Source organism: Bradyrhizobium sp. NC92 (assembly GCF_025200865.1).
In the GTDB taxonomy this organism is placed as follows: domain Bacteria; phylum Pseudomonadota; class Alphaproteobacteria; order Rhizobiales; family Xanthobacteraceae; genus Bradyrhizobium.
Window position 1 is genome coordinate 254,416 of record NZ_CP104171.1, and the last position, 13,742, is coordinate 268,157.

At 65.3% G+C, this 13,742-nt stretch carries 14 protein-coding genes and 1 tRNA gene; 8 read left to right on the top strand and 7 right to left on the bottom strand.

The annotated features are described in order from the left end of the window. The first annotated feature begins 118 nt into the window (after nt 1–118). Nucleotides 119–523, top strand: coding sequence for a hypothetical protein (locus N2602_RS01215; protein WP_172789484.1), 405 nt, complete (start codon nt 119–121; stop codon nt 521–523). Between the two features lie 65 nt (nt 524–588). On the opposite strand, the gene infC is transcribed toward N2602_RS01215, so the two are convergent. Then, nucleotides 589–1,128: a translation initiation factor IF-3 gene (infC, locus tag N2602_RS01220; protein WP_080134054.1), complete on the bottom strand. Its 540-nt coding sequence runs from the start codon at nt 1,126–1,128 to the stop codon at nt 589–591. Nucleotides 1,129–1,379: 251 nt separating this feature from the next. Here infC and N2602_RS01225 point away from each other — a divergent pair, with 251 nt between their 5' ends. Both N2602_RS01225 and N2602_RS01230 read left to right on the top strand, forming a co-directional pair. After that, entirely contained in the window at nt 1,380–2,168 is a 789-nt protein-coding gene (locus N2602_RS01225) for a carboxylesterase (protein ID WP_260381504.1), read from the top strand. A 141-nt stretch (nt 2,169–2,309) separates the two neighbouring features. Further along, nucleotides 2,310–2,798 carry a nuclear transport factor 2 family protein gene (locus N2602_RS01230; protein ID WP_260381505.1) on the top strand — a complete coding sequence of 163 codons (489 nt, stop codon included), beginning with the start codon at nt 2,310–2,312 and terminating at the stop codon, nt 2,796–2,798. A gap of 91 nt (nt 2,799–2,889) precedes the next feature. On the opposite strand, the gene N2602_RS01235 is transcribed toward N2602_RS01230, so the two are convergent. From N2602_RS01235 to N2602_RS01245, 3 genes are all read right to left on the bottom strand, one after another. Continuing rightward, complete coding sequence (locus N2602_RS01235; protein WP_260381506.1) at nt 2,890–3,687, bottom strand: thioesterase family protein; 798 nt, start codon at nt 3,685–3,687, stop codon at nt 2,890–2,892. A gap of 183 nt (nt 3,688–3,870) precedes the next feature. Beyond that, nucleotides 3,871–5,046, bottom strand: coding sequence for a tRNA epoxyqueuosine(34) reductase QueG (gene queG / locus N2602_RS01240; RefSeq protein WP_172789488.1), 1,176 nt, complete (start codon nt 5,044–5,046; stop codon nt 3,871–3,873). Then, nucleotides 4,995–5,687 carry a glutathione S-transferase family protein gene (locus tag N2602_RS01245; RefSeq protein ID WP_172789489.1) on the bottom strand — a complete coding sequence of 231 codons (693 nt, stop codon included), beginning with the start codon at nt 5,685–5,687 and terminating at the stop codon, nt 4,995–4,997. The genes queG and N2602_RS01245 overlap by 52 nt, the downstream gene beginning before the upstream one ends. A 169-nt stretch (nt 5,688–5,856) precedes the next feature. Here N2602_RS01245 and N2602_RS01250 point away from each other — a divergent pair, with 169 nt between their 5' ends. The 3 genes from N2602_RS01250 to N2602_RS01260 all read left to right on the top strand — a co-directional run bounded on the left by N2602_RS01250 (nt 5,857) and on the right by N2602_RS01260 (nt 8,841). After that, nucleotides 5,857–6,663, top strand: coding sequence for an undecaprenyl-diphosphate phosphatase (locus N2602_RS01250; RefSeq protein WP_172789490.1), 807 nt, complete (start codon nt 5,857–5,859; stop codon nt 6,661–6,663). A gap of 108 nt (nt 6,664–6,771) precedes the next feature. After that, nucleotides 6,772–8,097, top strand: a complete 1,326-nt coding sequence (locus N2602_RS01255; RefSeq protein WP_260381507.1) for an FAD-binding oxidoreductase — start codon at nt 6,772–6,774, stop codon at nt 8,095–8,097. Between the two features lie 3 nt (nt 8,098–8,100). After that, nucleotides 8,101–8,841 (top strand): SDR family oxidoreductase, encoded by a 741-nt coding sequence (locus N2602_RS01260; protein WP_260381508.1) that lies wholly within the window; start codon nt 8,101–8,103, stop codon nt 8,839–8,841. A 59-nt stretch (nt 8,842–8,900) separates the two neighbouring features. On the opposite strand, the gene N2602_RS01265 is transcribed toward N2602_RS01260, so the two are convergent. After that, nucleotides 8,901–9,866, bottom strand: coding sequence for a complex I NDUFA9 subunit family protein (locus tag N2602_RS01265; RefSeq protein WP_260381509.1), 966 nt, complete (start codon nt 9,864–9,866; stop codon nt 8,901–8,903). A 150-nt stretch (nt 9,867–10,016) separates the two neighbouring features. Between N2602_RS01265 and N2602_RS01270 the strand changes: the two genes are divergently transcribed. Then, nucleotides 10,017–10,103 (top strand) — tRNA-Leu (locus N2602_RS01270). Nucleotides 10,104–10,262: 159 nt separating this feature from the next. On the opposite strand, the gene N2602_RS01275 is transcribed toward N2602_RS01270, so the two are convergent. Then, on the bottom strand, nt 10,263–10,799 hold the full coding sequence (locus N2602_RS01275; protein ID WP_260381510.1) for a lysozyme inhibitor LprI family protein: 537 nt from the start codon (nt 10,797–10,799) through the stop codon (nt 10,263–10,265). A gap of 48 nt (nt 10,800–10,847) precedes the next feature. After that, on the bottom strand, nt 10,848–12,113 hold the full coding sequence (locus N2602_RS01280; protein WP_260381511.1) for an MFS transporter: 1,266 nt from the start codon (nt 12,111–12,113) through the stop codon (nt 10,848–10,850). 308 nt (nt 12,114–12,421) lie between these two features. On the opposite strand from N2602_RS01280, the gene N2602_RS01285 reads away from it, so the two are divergent. Beyond that, nucleotides 12,422–13,699 carry a UbiA family prenyltransferase gene (locus N2602_RS01285; protein ID WP_260381512.1) on the top strand — a complete coding sequence of 426 codons (1,278 nt, stop codon included), beginning with the start codon at nt 12,422–12,424 and terminating at the stop codon, nt 13,697–13,699. The last annotated feature ends 43 nt before the right edge of the window (nt 13,700–13,742 follow it).

The window sequence follows — 13,742 nt, forward strand, 5'->3', positions numbered from 1 at the left end:
GGCTGGGCTTATGACAGAGCACAGGCCAATTGGCAACGATGAACCGCCAAAACCACCCCGCCGACTATTGGACGCTGCTACCCTCATGTCCAAGCCTTCTCGCTGAAGCAGGTCCAAAATGGCTCATTTCCCGCAACTTTTGATTTCACTGGCCGATTTCGCTCGTCCGCGCCGTCTGGCGCTGTTCGCCGTGCTCGCCGCGGCTGCGCTGCCTCAGGCCGCCGATGCCCGCGCCGGCCGCTATGACGGCATCTGGAACGTCACCTTCGCCACCACCCGCGGCAATTGCAGCTCGGGCTACAGCGTTCCCTTCACCGTGACAGGCACCCGCGTCTCCTCCGCCGGCGGCGGCCGGGTCTCGGGCCGGGTCAACCGCTCCGGCGCTGTCGCCGTCCAGGTCTCGGTCGGCGCCTCCCACGCCAGCGGCGGCGGCCGGCTCGCCCGCGTGAACGGCGCCGGGTCGTGGAAGGGCATCATTTTGGGCGACCAGTGCAGCGGCACCTGGCAGGCGACGCGGACCTGATACACAAACGGCCCGCCGGGGATCCGGACGGGCCGTTGCATTCTCAAGTCCCAAAGCGTTGCGCGTCAGCGCGGCGCCAGCACCATGACGACCTGGCGACCTTCGAACCGCGCGTCCTGCTCGACCTTGGCGAGCTCGGCGACGTCGGTCTTGATCTTGTCGAGCAACTTGGTGCCGATCTCCTGGTGCGCCATTTCGCGGCCGCGATAGCGCAGCGTGATCTTCACCTTGTCGCCCTCTTCGAAGAACCGCTGCATCGCGCGCATCTTCACGTCGTAATCGTGATCGTCGATCATCGGACGGAGCTTGATCTCCTTGATCTCGACGGTCTTCTGCCGCTTGCGGGCTTCCGCGGCTTTCTTCTGGGCGGAATACTTGTACTTCCCGTAGTCCATGATCTTGCAGACGGGAGGGCTGGTATTCGGCGAAATCTCGACCAGATCCATGCCAGCTTCCTGGGCCATCCGGATGGCGACGACCGTTTCGACCGTGCCCTTGTTGTCACCGGTCTGGTCGATCAGCTGGATCTGCGCATTGCGGATATCATCATTGATGCGCGGCCCGTCTTTGCTGGCAGCGGGCGGAGCTTTATTAGGACGGCGAATGGGTGGTTCTCCAAAGTTGTGAAAGAAGCGGCTATTTTGAAGGAAGATGCGTTTGCCGGCAAGCAAGTCGCTGGTACGAGGCGCGAAAAACCCTCAAATGCGAGGCATTTTGGTCACGGCCCTCGGCACGCTGACCGACATAGACACCTTGCCTCTGTTCCGCAAGCGTCCCAAAGGACCAATAGCGATGCCGGTCGTGCTTTCGGAACAGGTCCGGACAGCTCAAACCGCACAGCCAGAGTAAACGTTCCATGACCGATGCAATTCCCGATGCCGCGCCTGAGTTCATCGATGTGGGCGAAGGGCCGTCCGCACGCCGGATCGCGGTGCGCCGCCGTCCCGGAAAAGGCCCCGGCCTGGTCTGGCTGGGCGGCTTCAAGTCGGACATGCAGGGCGGCAAGGCCGTCGCGCTGGATGCCTGGGCCCACGAGCGCGGACGCGCAATCGTCCGGTTCGACTATTCCGGTCACGGCGAATCCAGCGGCGATTTCGCCGACGGAACCATCGGCCGCTGGCTCGAGGATAGTGTTGCGGTGTTCGAGCGCTTCTGCGACGGCCCGCAAATCCTGATCGGCTCCTCCATGGGCGGCTGGATGGCGCTGCTGCTCGCCCGCGAGATCAAGAAGCGTGCCGGCAAAGCGTCGCTCGCAGGGCTCGTGCTGATCGCGCCGGCGCCCGATTTCACCGAAGAGCTGATGTGGAAGAATTTCTCGCCCGCGGTGAAGAAGGAGATCGAGACCAGGGGCTTCTGGCTGCGCCCGTCGGAGTACGGCGACGGCACGCCCTATCCGATCACGCGGAACCTGATCGAGGAGGGGCGCAATCACCTCGTGCTCGGCAGCGCCATCGATCTCGGCTGCCCCGTCCGCATCCTGCAGGGCGCGAAGGATCCCGATGTGCCGTGGCAGCATGCGTTCGCGCTCACCCATCGCCTGCCGGCCGACGACGTCGTGCTGACCATGATCCAGGACGGCGATCACCGCCTGTCCCGCCCGCAGGACATCGCGCGCATTCTTGCCGCGGTGGCGGAGATCGGGTGAAGTTGCAGTGCTCGCTGTCATTGCCCGCGAAGGCGGGCAATCCAGTATTCCAGAGGCCATCGTGCTCAAGCCGAGAAGCCGCGGCGTACTGGATGCCCCGCCTTCGCGGGGCATGACAGAAACGGGAAGGGAGAAACGCCAATGACAACCGTCACCGCCATGCTGCGGGCCTTCTGCGACGCGGTCGAGCAGCGCAACTGCAAAGCCTTCGCCGAGCTCTTCACCGAGGACGGCGTCTATCACGACGTTTTCTACGGTGCCTTCGCCGGCCGCACGAAGATCGCCGCGATGATCGACGACTGGTTCTATCGCACGGCGACGGATTTCCGCTGGGACATGCATGACCCCGTCACCGACGGCACCACGCTCTATGCGCGCTACACCTTCAGCTACAAATCGACATTGCCGGAAGCGAACGGCGCGCGCGCGATGTTCGAGGGCGTCGCGATCATGACGCTGAAGGACGGCAGGATCGCGAGCTATCATGAAGTCGCAAACACCGCGCCGGCGTTCGTCGATTTGAAGTTTGCCCCGGAGCGGATCGCGAAGATCGTCGCAAAGCAGGGCGCCGAGCTCAAGGCGCGGCCGGAGATGCAGCGGCATCTAGCCGTCATTCCGGGGCGCGCGTAGCGCGAACCCGGAATCCATTCCTCCACCAACTCTGCCGTCCGATGGATTCCGGGCTCGTGACTTCGTCACGCCCCGGAATAACGGCAGTGAGCTAACGCTTCGACGGATTCGCCATCGGCTTGCGCTGCGCCAGCGCGGCCACCGTCGCGGTGCCGATCGGGCCCGCTTCGTCATGGAGCCAGCATTCGCCGATCGCGACGCCGTCGGTGGCGTGGTGGTTCACCACCTCGAAGCCGATCCACTCCGACACCGGCAGGCGGTGCAGGTAGATCGTGACGTCGCTGTTGATGTAGCCGAGCCCCTGGTCGCCCGCATTGGCAAACGGGCTGGCAAAATCGGCGCCGGTGGCGACATGGACGAACGGTGTCATCGCGGCGCCGGCGACGAGCTCGCGCACCTCGCTCATCCACAGCCGGCGCGGGCCCAGCGAGCCCATATGGCCAACGATGGGGCGCGTCGCCCATTTGCCGTTCATGCCGAGCCGGGGATCGGTCGGCTTGGGAATGTCGGATGGTTTCGGCGCATCCCAGTTCGGCGGCGACCACACATTGCCATCGGGATTCTGCGTTTTGCGCAGCAGCTGGCACGAGGCGCGCGCCATGCTGACGCCGCCGGAAAGAAACTCCGCCTCGACCACGCGGATGCGCAGTCCATCGCGCACCAGGCGCGTCGTCACCTCGATCGGCTTGTCGATGGTCGGCAGCCGGAACATGTCGACCGTGAGCCGCGCCGGCACGAATTCGGGCCCGGAATGGCGCTCCTCGATGACGAAGCCGAGCAGGCCGATGATGACGCGCCCGTGCAGCGATTTCGGATCCCATGGACCGTTGGCGACTTCCGTCGGATGGAATGTGTCACCCTCCCGGGTGAAGAAAGGCATGTTTGTCATGACGCGCGAGATTGCGGGAACGCGCGGGGAAATCAAGGGTAGTGAAGGCGTGTGTGCTCACCATACAAAAGGTGTCATCGCCCGGCTTGACCGGGCGATCCAGTGCTCCGCGGCGGTTGTGGTTGAATCGACAGGCCGCGGCGTACTGGATTCCCCGCTTTCGCGGGGAATGACAGCAGAGAATTAGGACGCAGCTCGCCACTCCTCACGCACGCTATCGTCGTGCTCCTTGCGCGCAGCAGCAGATCTCATCGCCTCAAACTCTTCTCGTGACACCAACTGCCCCAGCGCCCACACCGCCGCCCCGCGTACCAGTGGGCTTGAGTCATCGAGTAACCGCCGCGCCTCGTCCGCCAGCGCCGCCTCGCCTGAGTTGCCGATCGCAATCAGCACATTCCGCAAGAACCGGTCGCGGCCGATGCGCTTCACCGGCGACTTCGTGAACAGCGCACGAAACGCGGCATCGTCGAGCCGTGCCAGCTCGGCGAGATCAGGCGCGCGCAATTCGTCGCGCGCGGCGAGCTTGGCCTCGCGCCCCTCCTGCGCGAACTTGTTCCAGGGGCATGCCGCGAGGCAATCGTCGCAGCCATAGATGCGATTACCGATAGCCTTGCGAAACTCGTGCGGGATCGGCCCTTTGTTCTCGATCGTGAGATACGAGATGCAGCGCCGCGCATCGAGCTTGTAGGGCGCGGGAAAGGCCGCGGTCGGGCAGATGTCGAGACAGGCCCGGCACGAGCCGCAATGATCGATCTCGGCGGCATCGTGCGGCAGATCGAGCGTGGTGTAGATCGCACCGAGAAACAGCCACGAGCCGAACTCGCGCGAGACGAGGTTGGTGTGCTTGCCCTGCCAGCCAAGGCCCGCGGTCTGCGCCAGCGGCTTTTCCATCACCGCCGCAGTGTCGACGAACACCTTCACGTCCGACGGCGCGGTCGCCACCAGCCAGCGCGCCAGCGCCTTCAGCCGCTTCTTGATGATGTCATGATAGTCGTCACCTTGCGCATAGACCGAGATCGCCGCGCGCGTGCGCTGCTTCAGGACCGCGAGCGGATCGGAGTCGGGACCGTAATTGACGCCGAGCATGATCACGCTGCGCACGTCGGCCCACAGCCCGCGCGGATCGACGCGGCGCTCCGGTTGGTTCGCCAGCCAGTCCATGTCGCCATGGCCGCCCGAGGCGATGAATTCGAGGAAGTATTTTCCGGCCGCATCGATCGTGCCCGGCGCGGTGACGCCGATGCAGTCGAAGCCGAGCGCGTGCGCTTCGCGCGCCAGCGCCGCCTTCAGCTCAGTCGGGTCGGAGCTCAGAAATCCAGGTCCACATAGGTCCGCGACGCCGGCACGCCGGCCAGCCATTCGCTCAGCAGCGGACGGAACGACGGGCGGGATTTCACCCGCGCGTACCACGCCTTTGCTGCGTCGTCCTCGCTCCATGGCACGTCGCCCAGATAGTCGATCGCCGAGAGATGCGCCGCGGCGGCGAGATCCGCGTAGGTGAGCCGGTCGCCGGCGAGGAAATTGCGCGTCTGCGCCAGCCAGCCGATATAAGCCAGATGATAGCGCACATTGGCTTTCGCTGCGCGCATCACGTCGGCCGAAGGCGGGCCGCCGCCGTTCTCCTCGCTCATGAAGCGCTTGTAGATGCGCTCGGTGACGAGGGGGTGCGAGACCTCCTCGAAGAACTTTTCGTTGAACCAGGCCATCAGCCGGCGCACCTCGACGCGCTCGAAGGTGGTCTCCGGCATCAGGCGCTTGACACCCATCCCCGCGCCATAGGCCTCGTCGACGTATTCGGCGATGATGGCCGCGCCCGGGATCGGCGGCTGTTCCTTGTCCACCAGCACAGGCGTGGTGCCGGCAGCATTCAGCAGCAGAAACGCCTCGCGCCGCTCCCAGCTGCGCTCCTCGACCAGCTTCAGGTCGAGCCCGTATTCACCCACGATCAGGCGGATGAAGCGCGAATGCGGGCAGAACGGATGATGAAACAGCGTAAACATGAAGCCTTTGACTATTTGATGGTGCTTAAGAATCCATCAATGTTTGTGCGGCGCCACACTAGCCCTTCAAAACCGCGAAGCAAGGGCGTGATGTCGCATTTTGCGATTGCGGCATGGGGGCGAATAGGCGAGAAGAGCCCCGCTTTTCCAGCCGAAATGGACCGTAAATATGTCAGACGCAATACGGGCAGTGATCCTCGGCATCATCGAGGGTGTGACCGAGTTCCTTCCCGTATCCTCGACCGGCCACCTCCTGCTCGCGGAGCGCTTCTTCCATCTCGGCGAAGGTGCGTTCTGGGATTCGTTTACGGTCCTGATCCAGCTGGGCGCGATCCTCGCGATCGTGGGGCTCTACTTCAGGAAGCTCTGGGATGTCGTGATCGGCCTGTTCACGGGCGATGCCTATGCGCGCCGCTTCGTGATCGGCGTGCTGGTGGCGTTCCTGCCGGCCGTGATCGTCGGCCTCGTCGCCGGCAAATACATCAAGACCCTGCTGTTCAATCCGTGGGTCGTGTGCTTCACGCTGATCGTCGGCGGCGCCATCCTGCTCTGGGTCGACAAGCTCGATCTCAAGCCGCGCGAGCACGACGCCACCAAGTTTCCGCTCTTGATGTATCTCTATATCGGCATCGCGCAATGCGTGGCGATGATCCCGGGCGTGTCGCGCTCCGGCGCCAGCATCGTCGCTGCGATGCTCTTGGGCGCCGACAAGCGCGCGGCGGCGGAGTTCTCCTTCTTCCTCGCCATCCCCACCATGATCGGTGCGTTCGCCTACGATTTCTACAAGAACCGCGCCGAGATGACGATGGATCACATGAACATCGTCGCGATCGGCTTCGTGGTCTCGTTCATCACTGCTATCATCGTGGTGAAGACGTTCCTGACCTACGTCACCCGCCACGGCTTCGTGCTGTTCGCCTGGTGGCGCGTCATCGTCGGCACCCTCGGCCTGATCGCGCTGGCGTTGGGACGGTAGGCCCGTTACCCCATCTACGCGCCTGCCGCGCCTTCAACGCAATATAAGCTTTTGATCGGTACTCAGTTTCGGAATGCAGGGCGGTGCGCCCGGCACAGGAGCTGAACCATGACCCTCGTCAGCGGCTGGGGCCGTTTCCCGGTCGTCGATAGCGACGTGCTGCGGCCGCGGTCGTTCGAGGCCGTTGCTGAAGCCATGGTGTCCGGCACCGTGGCGCGCGGCAATGGCCGCGCCTATGGCGATGCCGCGATCGGGGTCGCCAGGACCGTCGCGATGACGGGCTTCGACCGCATCAGGTGGTTCGATCCGGCGAGTGGACGCATCCGCCTCGAGGCCGGCGTGCTGCTCTCGGATCTGATCGACTCTTTCGGCCCGCGCGGTTTTCTGCCCTTCGTGCTGCCCGGCACGCGCTTCGTGTCGATCGGCGGCGCCATCGCCGCCGACGTGCACGGCAAGAACCATCATTGCGAGGGCGGCTTCGGCCGTTACGTCGACAGCATCCTGCTGCGCACGGGCGAGGGCGAGGCCATCGAGGCCTCGCGCGAGCAGAACTCCGATGCGTTCTTTGCCACAATCGGCGGCATGGGTCTGACCGGAATCATCCTCGAGGCGACGCTACGGCTGCGCAAGGTCGAAACCGGATGGGTCCGCGAGCGCGTGATCTCGGCATCCGATCTCGATGCGGCGATGCGCGCGCTCGATGCAGGCGATGCCGCGACCTATTCGGTGGCCTGGATCGATTGTGCCGCGCGCGGCAAGGATCTTGGCCGCTCGCTGGTCTATCTCGGCGAGCACGCCGGCAAGGACGAGCTTCCCGCCGGTGCCGCCGCGTTTCCCGCCGGCAAGGATCCCGGTCTCGGCGTCCCCATCGATTTGCCCTCGATGACGCTGAACCGCTTCAGCATCCGTGCCTTCAACGAGCTGTATTACCGCATGGGCGCGCGCCGCGCCGGCCGCAGCCATGTGGTCTCGCTCTATCCTTATTTCTTCCCGCTCGACAGCATTGCCGACTGGAATCGCATCTACGGCAAGCGCGGCTTCCTGCAGCATCAATGTGTGATCCCGGAAAACGGCGCGCGCGACGTGCTCGGCGAGATCCTCGATCGCGTCGCGCGGCGCGGCGATGCCTCCTTCCTCGCGGTGCTGAAGAAGCTAGGCCAGGGCGACGGCATCCTGTCGTTTCCGCTGCCCGGCTACACGCTGGCGCTGGATTTCCCGGTGCGGGGCGACATCCTGAATTTTCTCGACGAGATCGATCGCCTCGTCGTCGAGGCCGGCGGGCGGCTTTATCTCGCCAAGGATGCGCGCCAGTCGCGCGAGACGCTCAATGCCGGCTATCCCGCGCTGTCGCGCTTCAACGCGATCCGCAAATCGCTCGATCCCGCCGGCAATATCCGCTCCAAGCTTTCACAACGTCTGTTTGATGAGGTCTAGGCCGTGACGTCGCGCAAGTCTGTACTGGTCCTGGGTGGCTCATCCGACATCGGCCGCGCCGCGGCGCGCGCCTTCGCCAAAGCGGGATACGATGTGGGGCTCGCCGGCCGCGACCTCGCCGCGCTGGAGCCTGACGCCGCCGATCTGCGCGCGCGCTACAAGGTCGAGGTCGGCCTCCACACCTTCGACGTGCTCGACACCGCCTCGTTCGAAGGCTTCGTCGCCGGCCTTCCCGCGCTGCCCGATGTCGTCATCTCGATCGTCGGCCTGCTCGGGGTGCAGCAACAGGCCGAGAGCGATCTCGGCCACGCCACCGCGATCATGCGCTCCAACTACGAGGGCCCGGCGCTGATCCTTGGCCTGTTCGCGGAAAAGTTCTTGAGCCGCGGCAGCGGCACGCTGGTCGGCGTGTCCTCGGTTGCCGGCGATCGCGGCCGCGCCTCGAACTATGTCTATGGCTCGGCGAAGGCCGGCTTCTCCGCCTTCCTGTCCGGCCTGCGCGCCCGCGCCAGCCGGGGCGGCGTCCACGTCGTCACGGTCAAGCCCGGCTTCGTCCGCACCAGGATGACCGAAGGCATGAAGCTGATCGGCCCGCTCACCGTCGAGGCTCCCGTCGTCGGCGATGCGATCCTTCGCGCCGTCGAGAACAAGACCGATATCGTCTATGTCAGCGCCAAATGGCGCCTCGTGATGTTGATCATCAAGACGTTGCCGGAAGTGGTGTTCAAGAAGCTGAAGTTTTGATGCCGTTGCCCTCACCCGCGCTTCGCGGCGACCTCTCCCGCAAGCGGGAGAGATGAAACTCACACGCTCATGCGCTGGAACTGACCGGCCGCGCGGAAGCGCCAGAGATATTGCGGGGCGATCGCCTCCAGCGAATCGGGCGTGATGCCGAGGCCTTCCAGCGTCAGCCCGGCGGCCTTCGCCGCATCGGACACGACATTGTCGCGCTCGAGCAGCGTGACCTGGTCCGGGGTCAGCTTGAACGCGCCCGGTGCGAATTGCAGGAAGTTGGCCTGGAAGCGGGCGAGGCCGAACGACAGCGGCACCAGCATCCGCTTGCGGTCGGTGATTTCGAGGATCGCCTCGATGATCTCGCGCATGCTCAGCACCTCCGGCCCGCCGAGCTCGTAGGTCGCGCCCGCCTTGGCCTTGCCGTCGGCGGCATCCGCGATCGCGCTGGCGACGTCGCCGACATAGACCGGCTGCATCTTGGTCTCGCCGCCGATCAGCGGCAGCACCGGCGACATCCGGGCCAGTGCGGCAAAGCGGTTGGTGAACTGGTCCTCGGGGCCGAACATCACGGAGGGGCGGAAGATCGTGGCGGAGGGAACCGCGGCCAGGACCGCGGCTTCGCCGGCCGCCTTGGCCCTGGCATAGCGCGAGGGCGATTGCGCATCGGCCCCGATCGCCGAGACATGCACCAGCTGGGCCCCGGCGGCGGCGGCCGCCTTGGCGACGGTCTCGGCGCCCTTGGCCTGGACGGCGTCAAACGTCTGCGCGCCGCCCTCGGTGAGGACGCCGACGAGGTTGATCACGACATGCGAATCACGCAGCGCCGCCTCGACCGAGGCCGGATAGCGCAGATTCGCCTGCACATTGTGGACCTGCCCGACCCGGCCGAGCGGCTGGAGGTATCCGGCAAGTTCCGGCCGCCGCACCGCGACCCGGACCCGGTAATCCCGCTTGCACAGGGCGCGGACGACGCTGCGGCCCAAAAACCCCGATCCGCCGAAAACCGTGACGAGCGTGTCCAGATTCGATGCCATGGGAGCTATTCCTGCGGAAAGAGTGTGTCGTGTCAGGCTTGTATCGGGCCGGTTTGCGATGCGCAATCGGCATCCCGACCCCGGCCTCACGCATGAATTGACAACGGCGTCACCGAACCGTAGTAACCGCCTCCGTGCCCCAAACGGCATGCCCAGGTGGTGGAATTGGTAGACGCGCTGGCTTCAGGTGCCAGTGGCTTAACGGCCGTGAAGGTTCGAGTCCTTTCCTGGGCACCATCCCTTGCTCAAGCGACTGAAATCGCTCATCCGCAGGACATCGAGCTGCTGACCGGTCCACGACTCCGAAGCACAGCGCTCATGGCGCGCCGAATGGCCGTCGTCGCCACGTCGGAAGATGCCGGCAAGGCCGGTGACCCCGAGCCCCCCTAGGAGGCCTCAGTGCTCGTTGACCGCAGCGCCGAGCTTGATCAGGCTCAGCGAGCGGTTCGCGGTCTCGCGCAGGCGGCAGTAGCTCGCGCCGCCCCGGTACATGCCCGGGTCGACGTTGTCGAAGACCGCGCAGAGGCGATCACGCGACGCGGCGAAAATTTTCTGCGAGTCATTGACCGCCTTGATCGCGTCGGCGAACCCGCCGGCCTGAACCTTCTTCAGCGCCTCACTGGTTTTCTGCGTCCAGACGGCGAGTTCGCGCGCCGCGCAGGCCTTCCATCTGGCGACATCGTCATTCGCGCCCTCTGCCGCCTTGATGCAGGGGTCGGCGACGAGCCCGACGCAGGTGCCGCCGAAACCGCCGGTTTTCTCCACCTTCTTCAGGCAGGCATCGATCACGGCAAGGTCGGCTGGCGCGGTGCTTTGGGTGGTGTCTTGCGCGAAAGCCATCGATGCCAGCGTGAGGCCTGCGGCGAGGATCGCGGCGGCAAGTTTGAATTTCACTGGAAATCTCCGTTCGCGCATCGATGCAACCTTGGTCACCGAAGGCCCGGCGTGGGTTCATCCGAATGTGGAGCAGGAGCCGCTCCCTCACACCACCCGCTTCCCCGTCCGCTCCGCCACCGCCTTCTGCACGAAATACATCATCACCAGCGTGACGATCGTCGTGGTCACGACGACGTAGCCGATCCGGTCGAAATGGAGCAGGGCGCCGTCCGCGCCTTGTGCGATGATCGCAGCCGCGAGCACCGAGCCGAGTCCGCCGGAGAGCTGCTGCAGCGAAGCGCTGACCGCGCTGAACGAGCCGCGCTGGCTCGCATCGGGAATCGCCGACATCAGCGCCTGCGACGGGATCATGCGCGAGAAGATGCCGACGAACATCAGCACGTTGACGATGATCGCCGTGACGAGCGAGACGTGGCCGAGATGGGTGTAGATCAGCACCATGAGGACGGTCATGGCGCAGCCGAACACGAAGGTCGGGTATTTGCCGAACGTGTCGCTGGCCCTGCCGACCAGCGGGCCGGTGACGATGCTGAACAGGCCGGAGACGAGATAGATCGTCGGCAGATGCGTGATGTCGATGCCGAGATTATGCACGGTGTAGGCGCTGGAGAACGGCATCAGCATGTAGCCGCCGGTCGCCAGCAGCGTCGTGACGGCGAAGGCCAGGGTGTAGTGCGGCTCACTGATCGTCGCGACCAGATGGTGGAACGGGTTTCTGTCCTGCTTCAGCTTCAGATGCGCGTCGACCGGCTCCATGGCGAAGGCGATGATCGCGATCGTCACGATCGACAGCACGACGATCGCGACGAAGCAGACATGCCAGCTCCAGTGATTGGCGAGAAACAGGCCGGCGGGAATGCCGAGCACCTGGCTGGCGGCGAACGCCGTCTGGATGATTCCCATCACGCGGCCGCGCATCTGCAGCGGAAACAGGTCGGTGATGATGGCGAGCACGACCGCGCCGATCACGCCGCCGAACAATCCGGTCACGATCCGGCCGATCAGCAGCACATGGTAGTTCGGCGCCACCGCGCACAGCAGCGTGCCCAGCGTGAAGCCGACATAGAAGAACAGCAAGAGGCGCTTGCGATCGAAACGATCGGCAAAGCCGGCGGCGAGGATGCCCGACACTCCCGCGCTGAAGGCGTAGGCCGACACCGCGACGCCGAACTGCCCCGCCGTGATGTTGAGCGACGGCATCAGGATGGCGCCGAGCGGCGACATGATGATGAAATCGAGGATGATCGTGAACTGCGTCAGCGCCAGCAGCGCGATGAGGAGCGCCTGGTAGCGCGAGAATCCGCGCGGGCGCTGGTCGTCGATCGGCGCAGCGAGCGTTTGTTCGGTCATGGCATCTGATTCACGGTGGGGAGCCCCGGGGAGGGAAATTGGCAGATAGGGTGGGCGGGGACGATGTCCACGGCGCGGAAAGCAAAAGTTCTGCCGGGACAGGAAGCTCGCGGCGGATTGTGGGATCCGGGCAACAGCGCCTGGGGCGGAAGCCGTCCCCACCTCTCCAACCGAATTAAGCCGCCTTTAGCGAATGTTCCCATAGGGTTGGCCGTCCATTTCCTGCTCCCCGGCCGAATTGCCGGTCATGTCGCGGCAAGTCAGAGCGTTTTCCGATGGAGCAGCGTGCCTCCCAGTATGATCCTGGCGTGTCCGAGCCGTCGGCGGCCCGGACCCTCGTCATCGACCTCGAAGGCGCCCTGTTGCGGTCCGAGCTGCTGTTGGAGGCGCTGTTCTCCAGCCCCGGCCGCCTGCTGGCGCGCTTCGGCGCGGGCGGACGGGCCGGGATGGCGGCGCTCACGAAGATCCTGGCGCGGGCGGAGATCGATTACGCCCATCTGCCCTATGATTCCGATGTGATGAACCGGGCGCTGGCGGCACGGGCGCGCGGGGCGAAGATCTATCTCGTCGCGGATCGGCTCGCCGCTCACGCCGCGGCGATCGCAGCGCATCTCGGCTTCGATGGCGTCGTCACGTCGGCCGATCTCGCCGCGGGCAGCGTGCCGTTCGATCGTGCCTCCATTGCGCGCATCGAAAATCGCGAGGTCCGCAGAGCTGACCTCGCCACCTGGGTGAAGGCGCTGCGGGTCCATCAATACGCCAAGAACACGCTCGTGTTCGTGCCCGCGCTCACGGCGCATCAGATGAGCCTTTCGGCGCTGGGCTACGCGCTGCTCGCGTTCCTGGCGTTCTCGGCCTGCGCCTCGGGCGCCTATCTGATGAACGATCTGCTCGATCTCGCCGCCGATCGGCAGCATCCGACCAAGCGCCACCGCGCGCTCGCGGCGGGCGACTTGCCGATCTCGTCGGCGCTGTCGGCCGTTCCCGCATTGTGGTTGTTCGCGCTCGCCGCCAGCCTCAGCATCTCGCCGCTGTTCCTCGGCGTGCTCGGCCTCTATCTCGTCACCACGATCGCCTATTCGCTCGCGCTCAAGCGCAAGATGCTGGTCGACATCGTCACGCTCGCCGGCCTCTACACGCTTCGCATCGTCGCCGGCGCCGTCGGTGTCGGCGTGGTGCTGTCGGAATGGCTGTTGATCTTCTCGCTGTTCGTCTTCACCTCGCTCGCCCTGATCAAGCGCTTCAGCGAGCTCAGCATGCGCGAGAGCGCGGGCCTCGCCGATCCCGCCAACCGCGACTATCGCGTTACCGACCTTAACGTCATCGCCGCGATGGCGGCGGCGAGCGCCATGAACGCGGTGACCGTGTTCTCGCTCTACGTCTCGTCCTCGGCGGTGACGCCGCTCTACAGCCGGCCCTGGATGCTGTGGCTGCTCACGCCGCTGCTGCTGTACTGGTTCGGCCGTGCCCTGATGATGGCGCATCGCCGCGAGATGCCGGACGATCCGATCCTGTACGCTTTCCGGGACGGTCCCAGCCGCATCGCCGTCGCGGCGATGGTCTGCATCATGCTCGCCGCGATCTGACCGGCCCGCAAGGTCGCGGCCGCCGCTTGCGTGACCTGCTGCG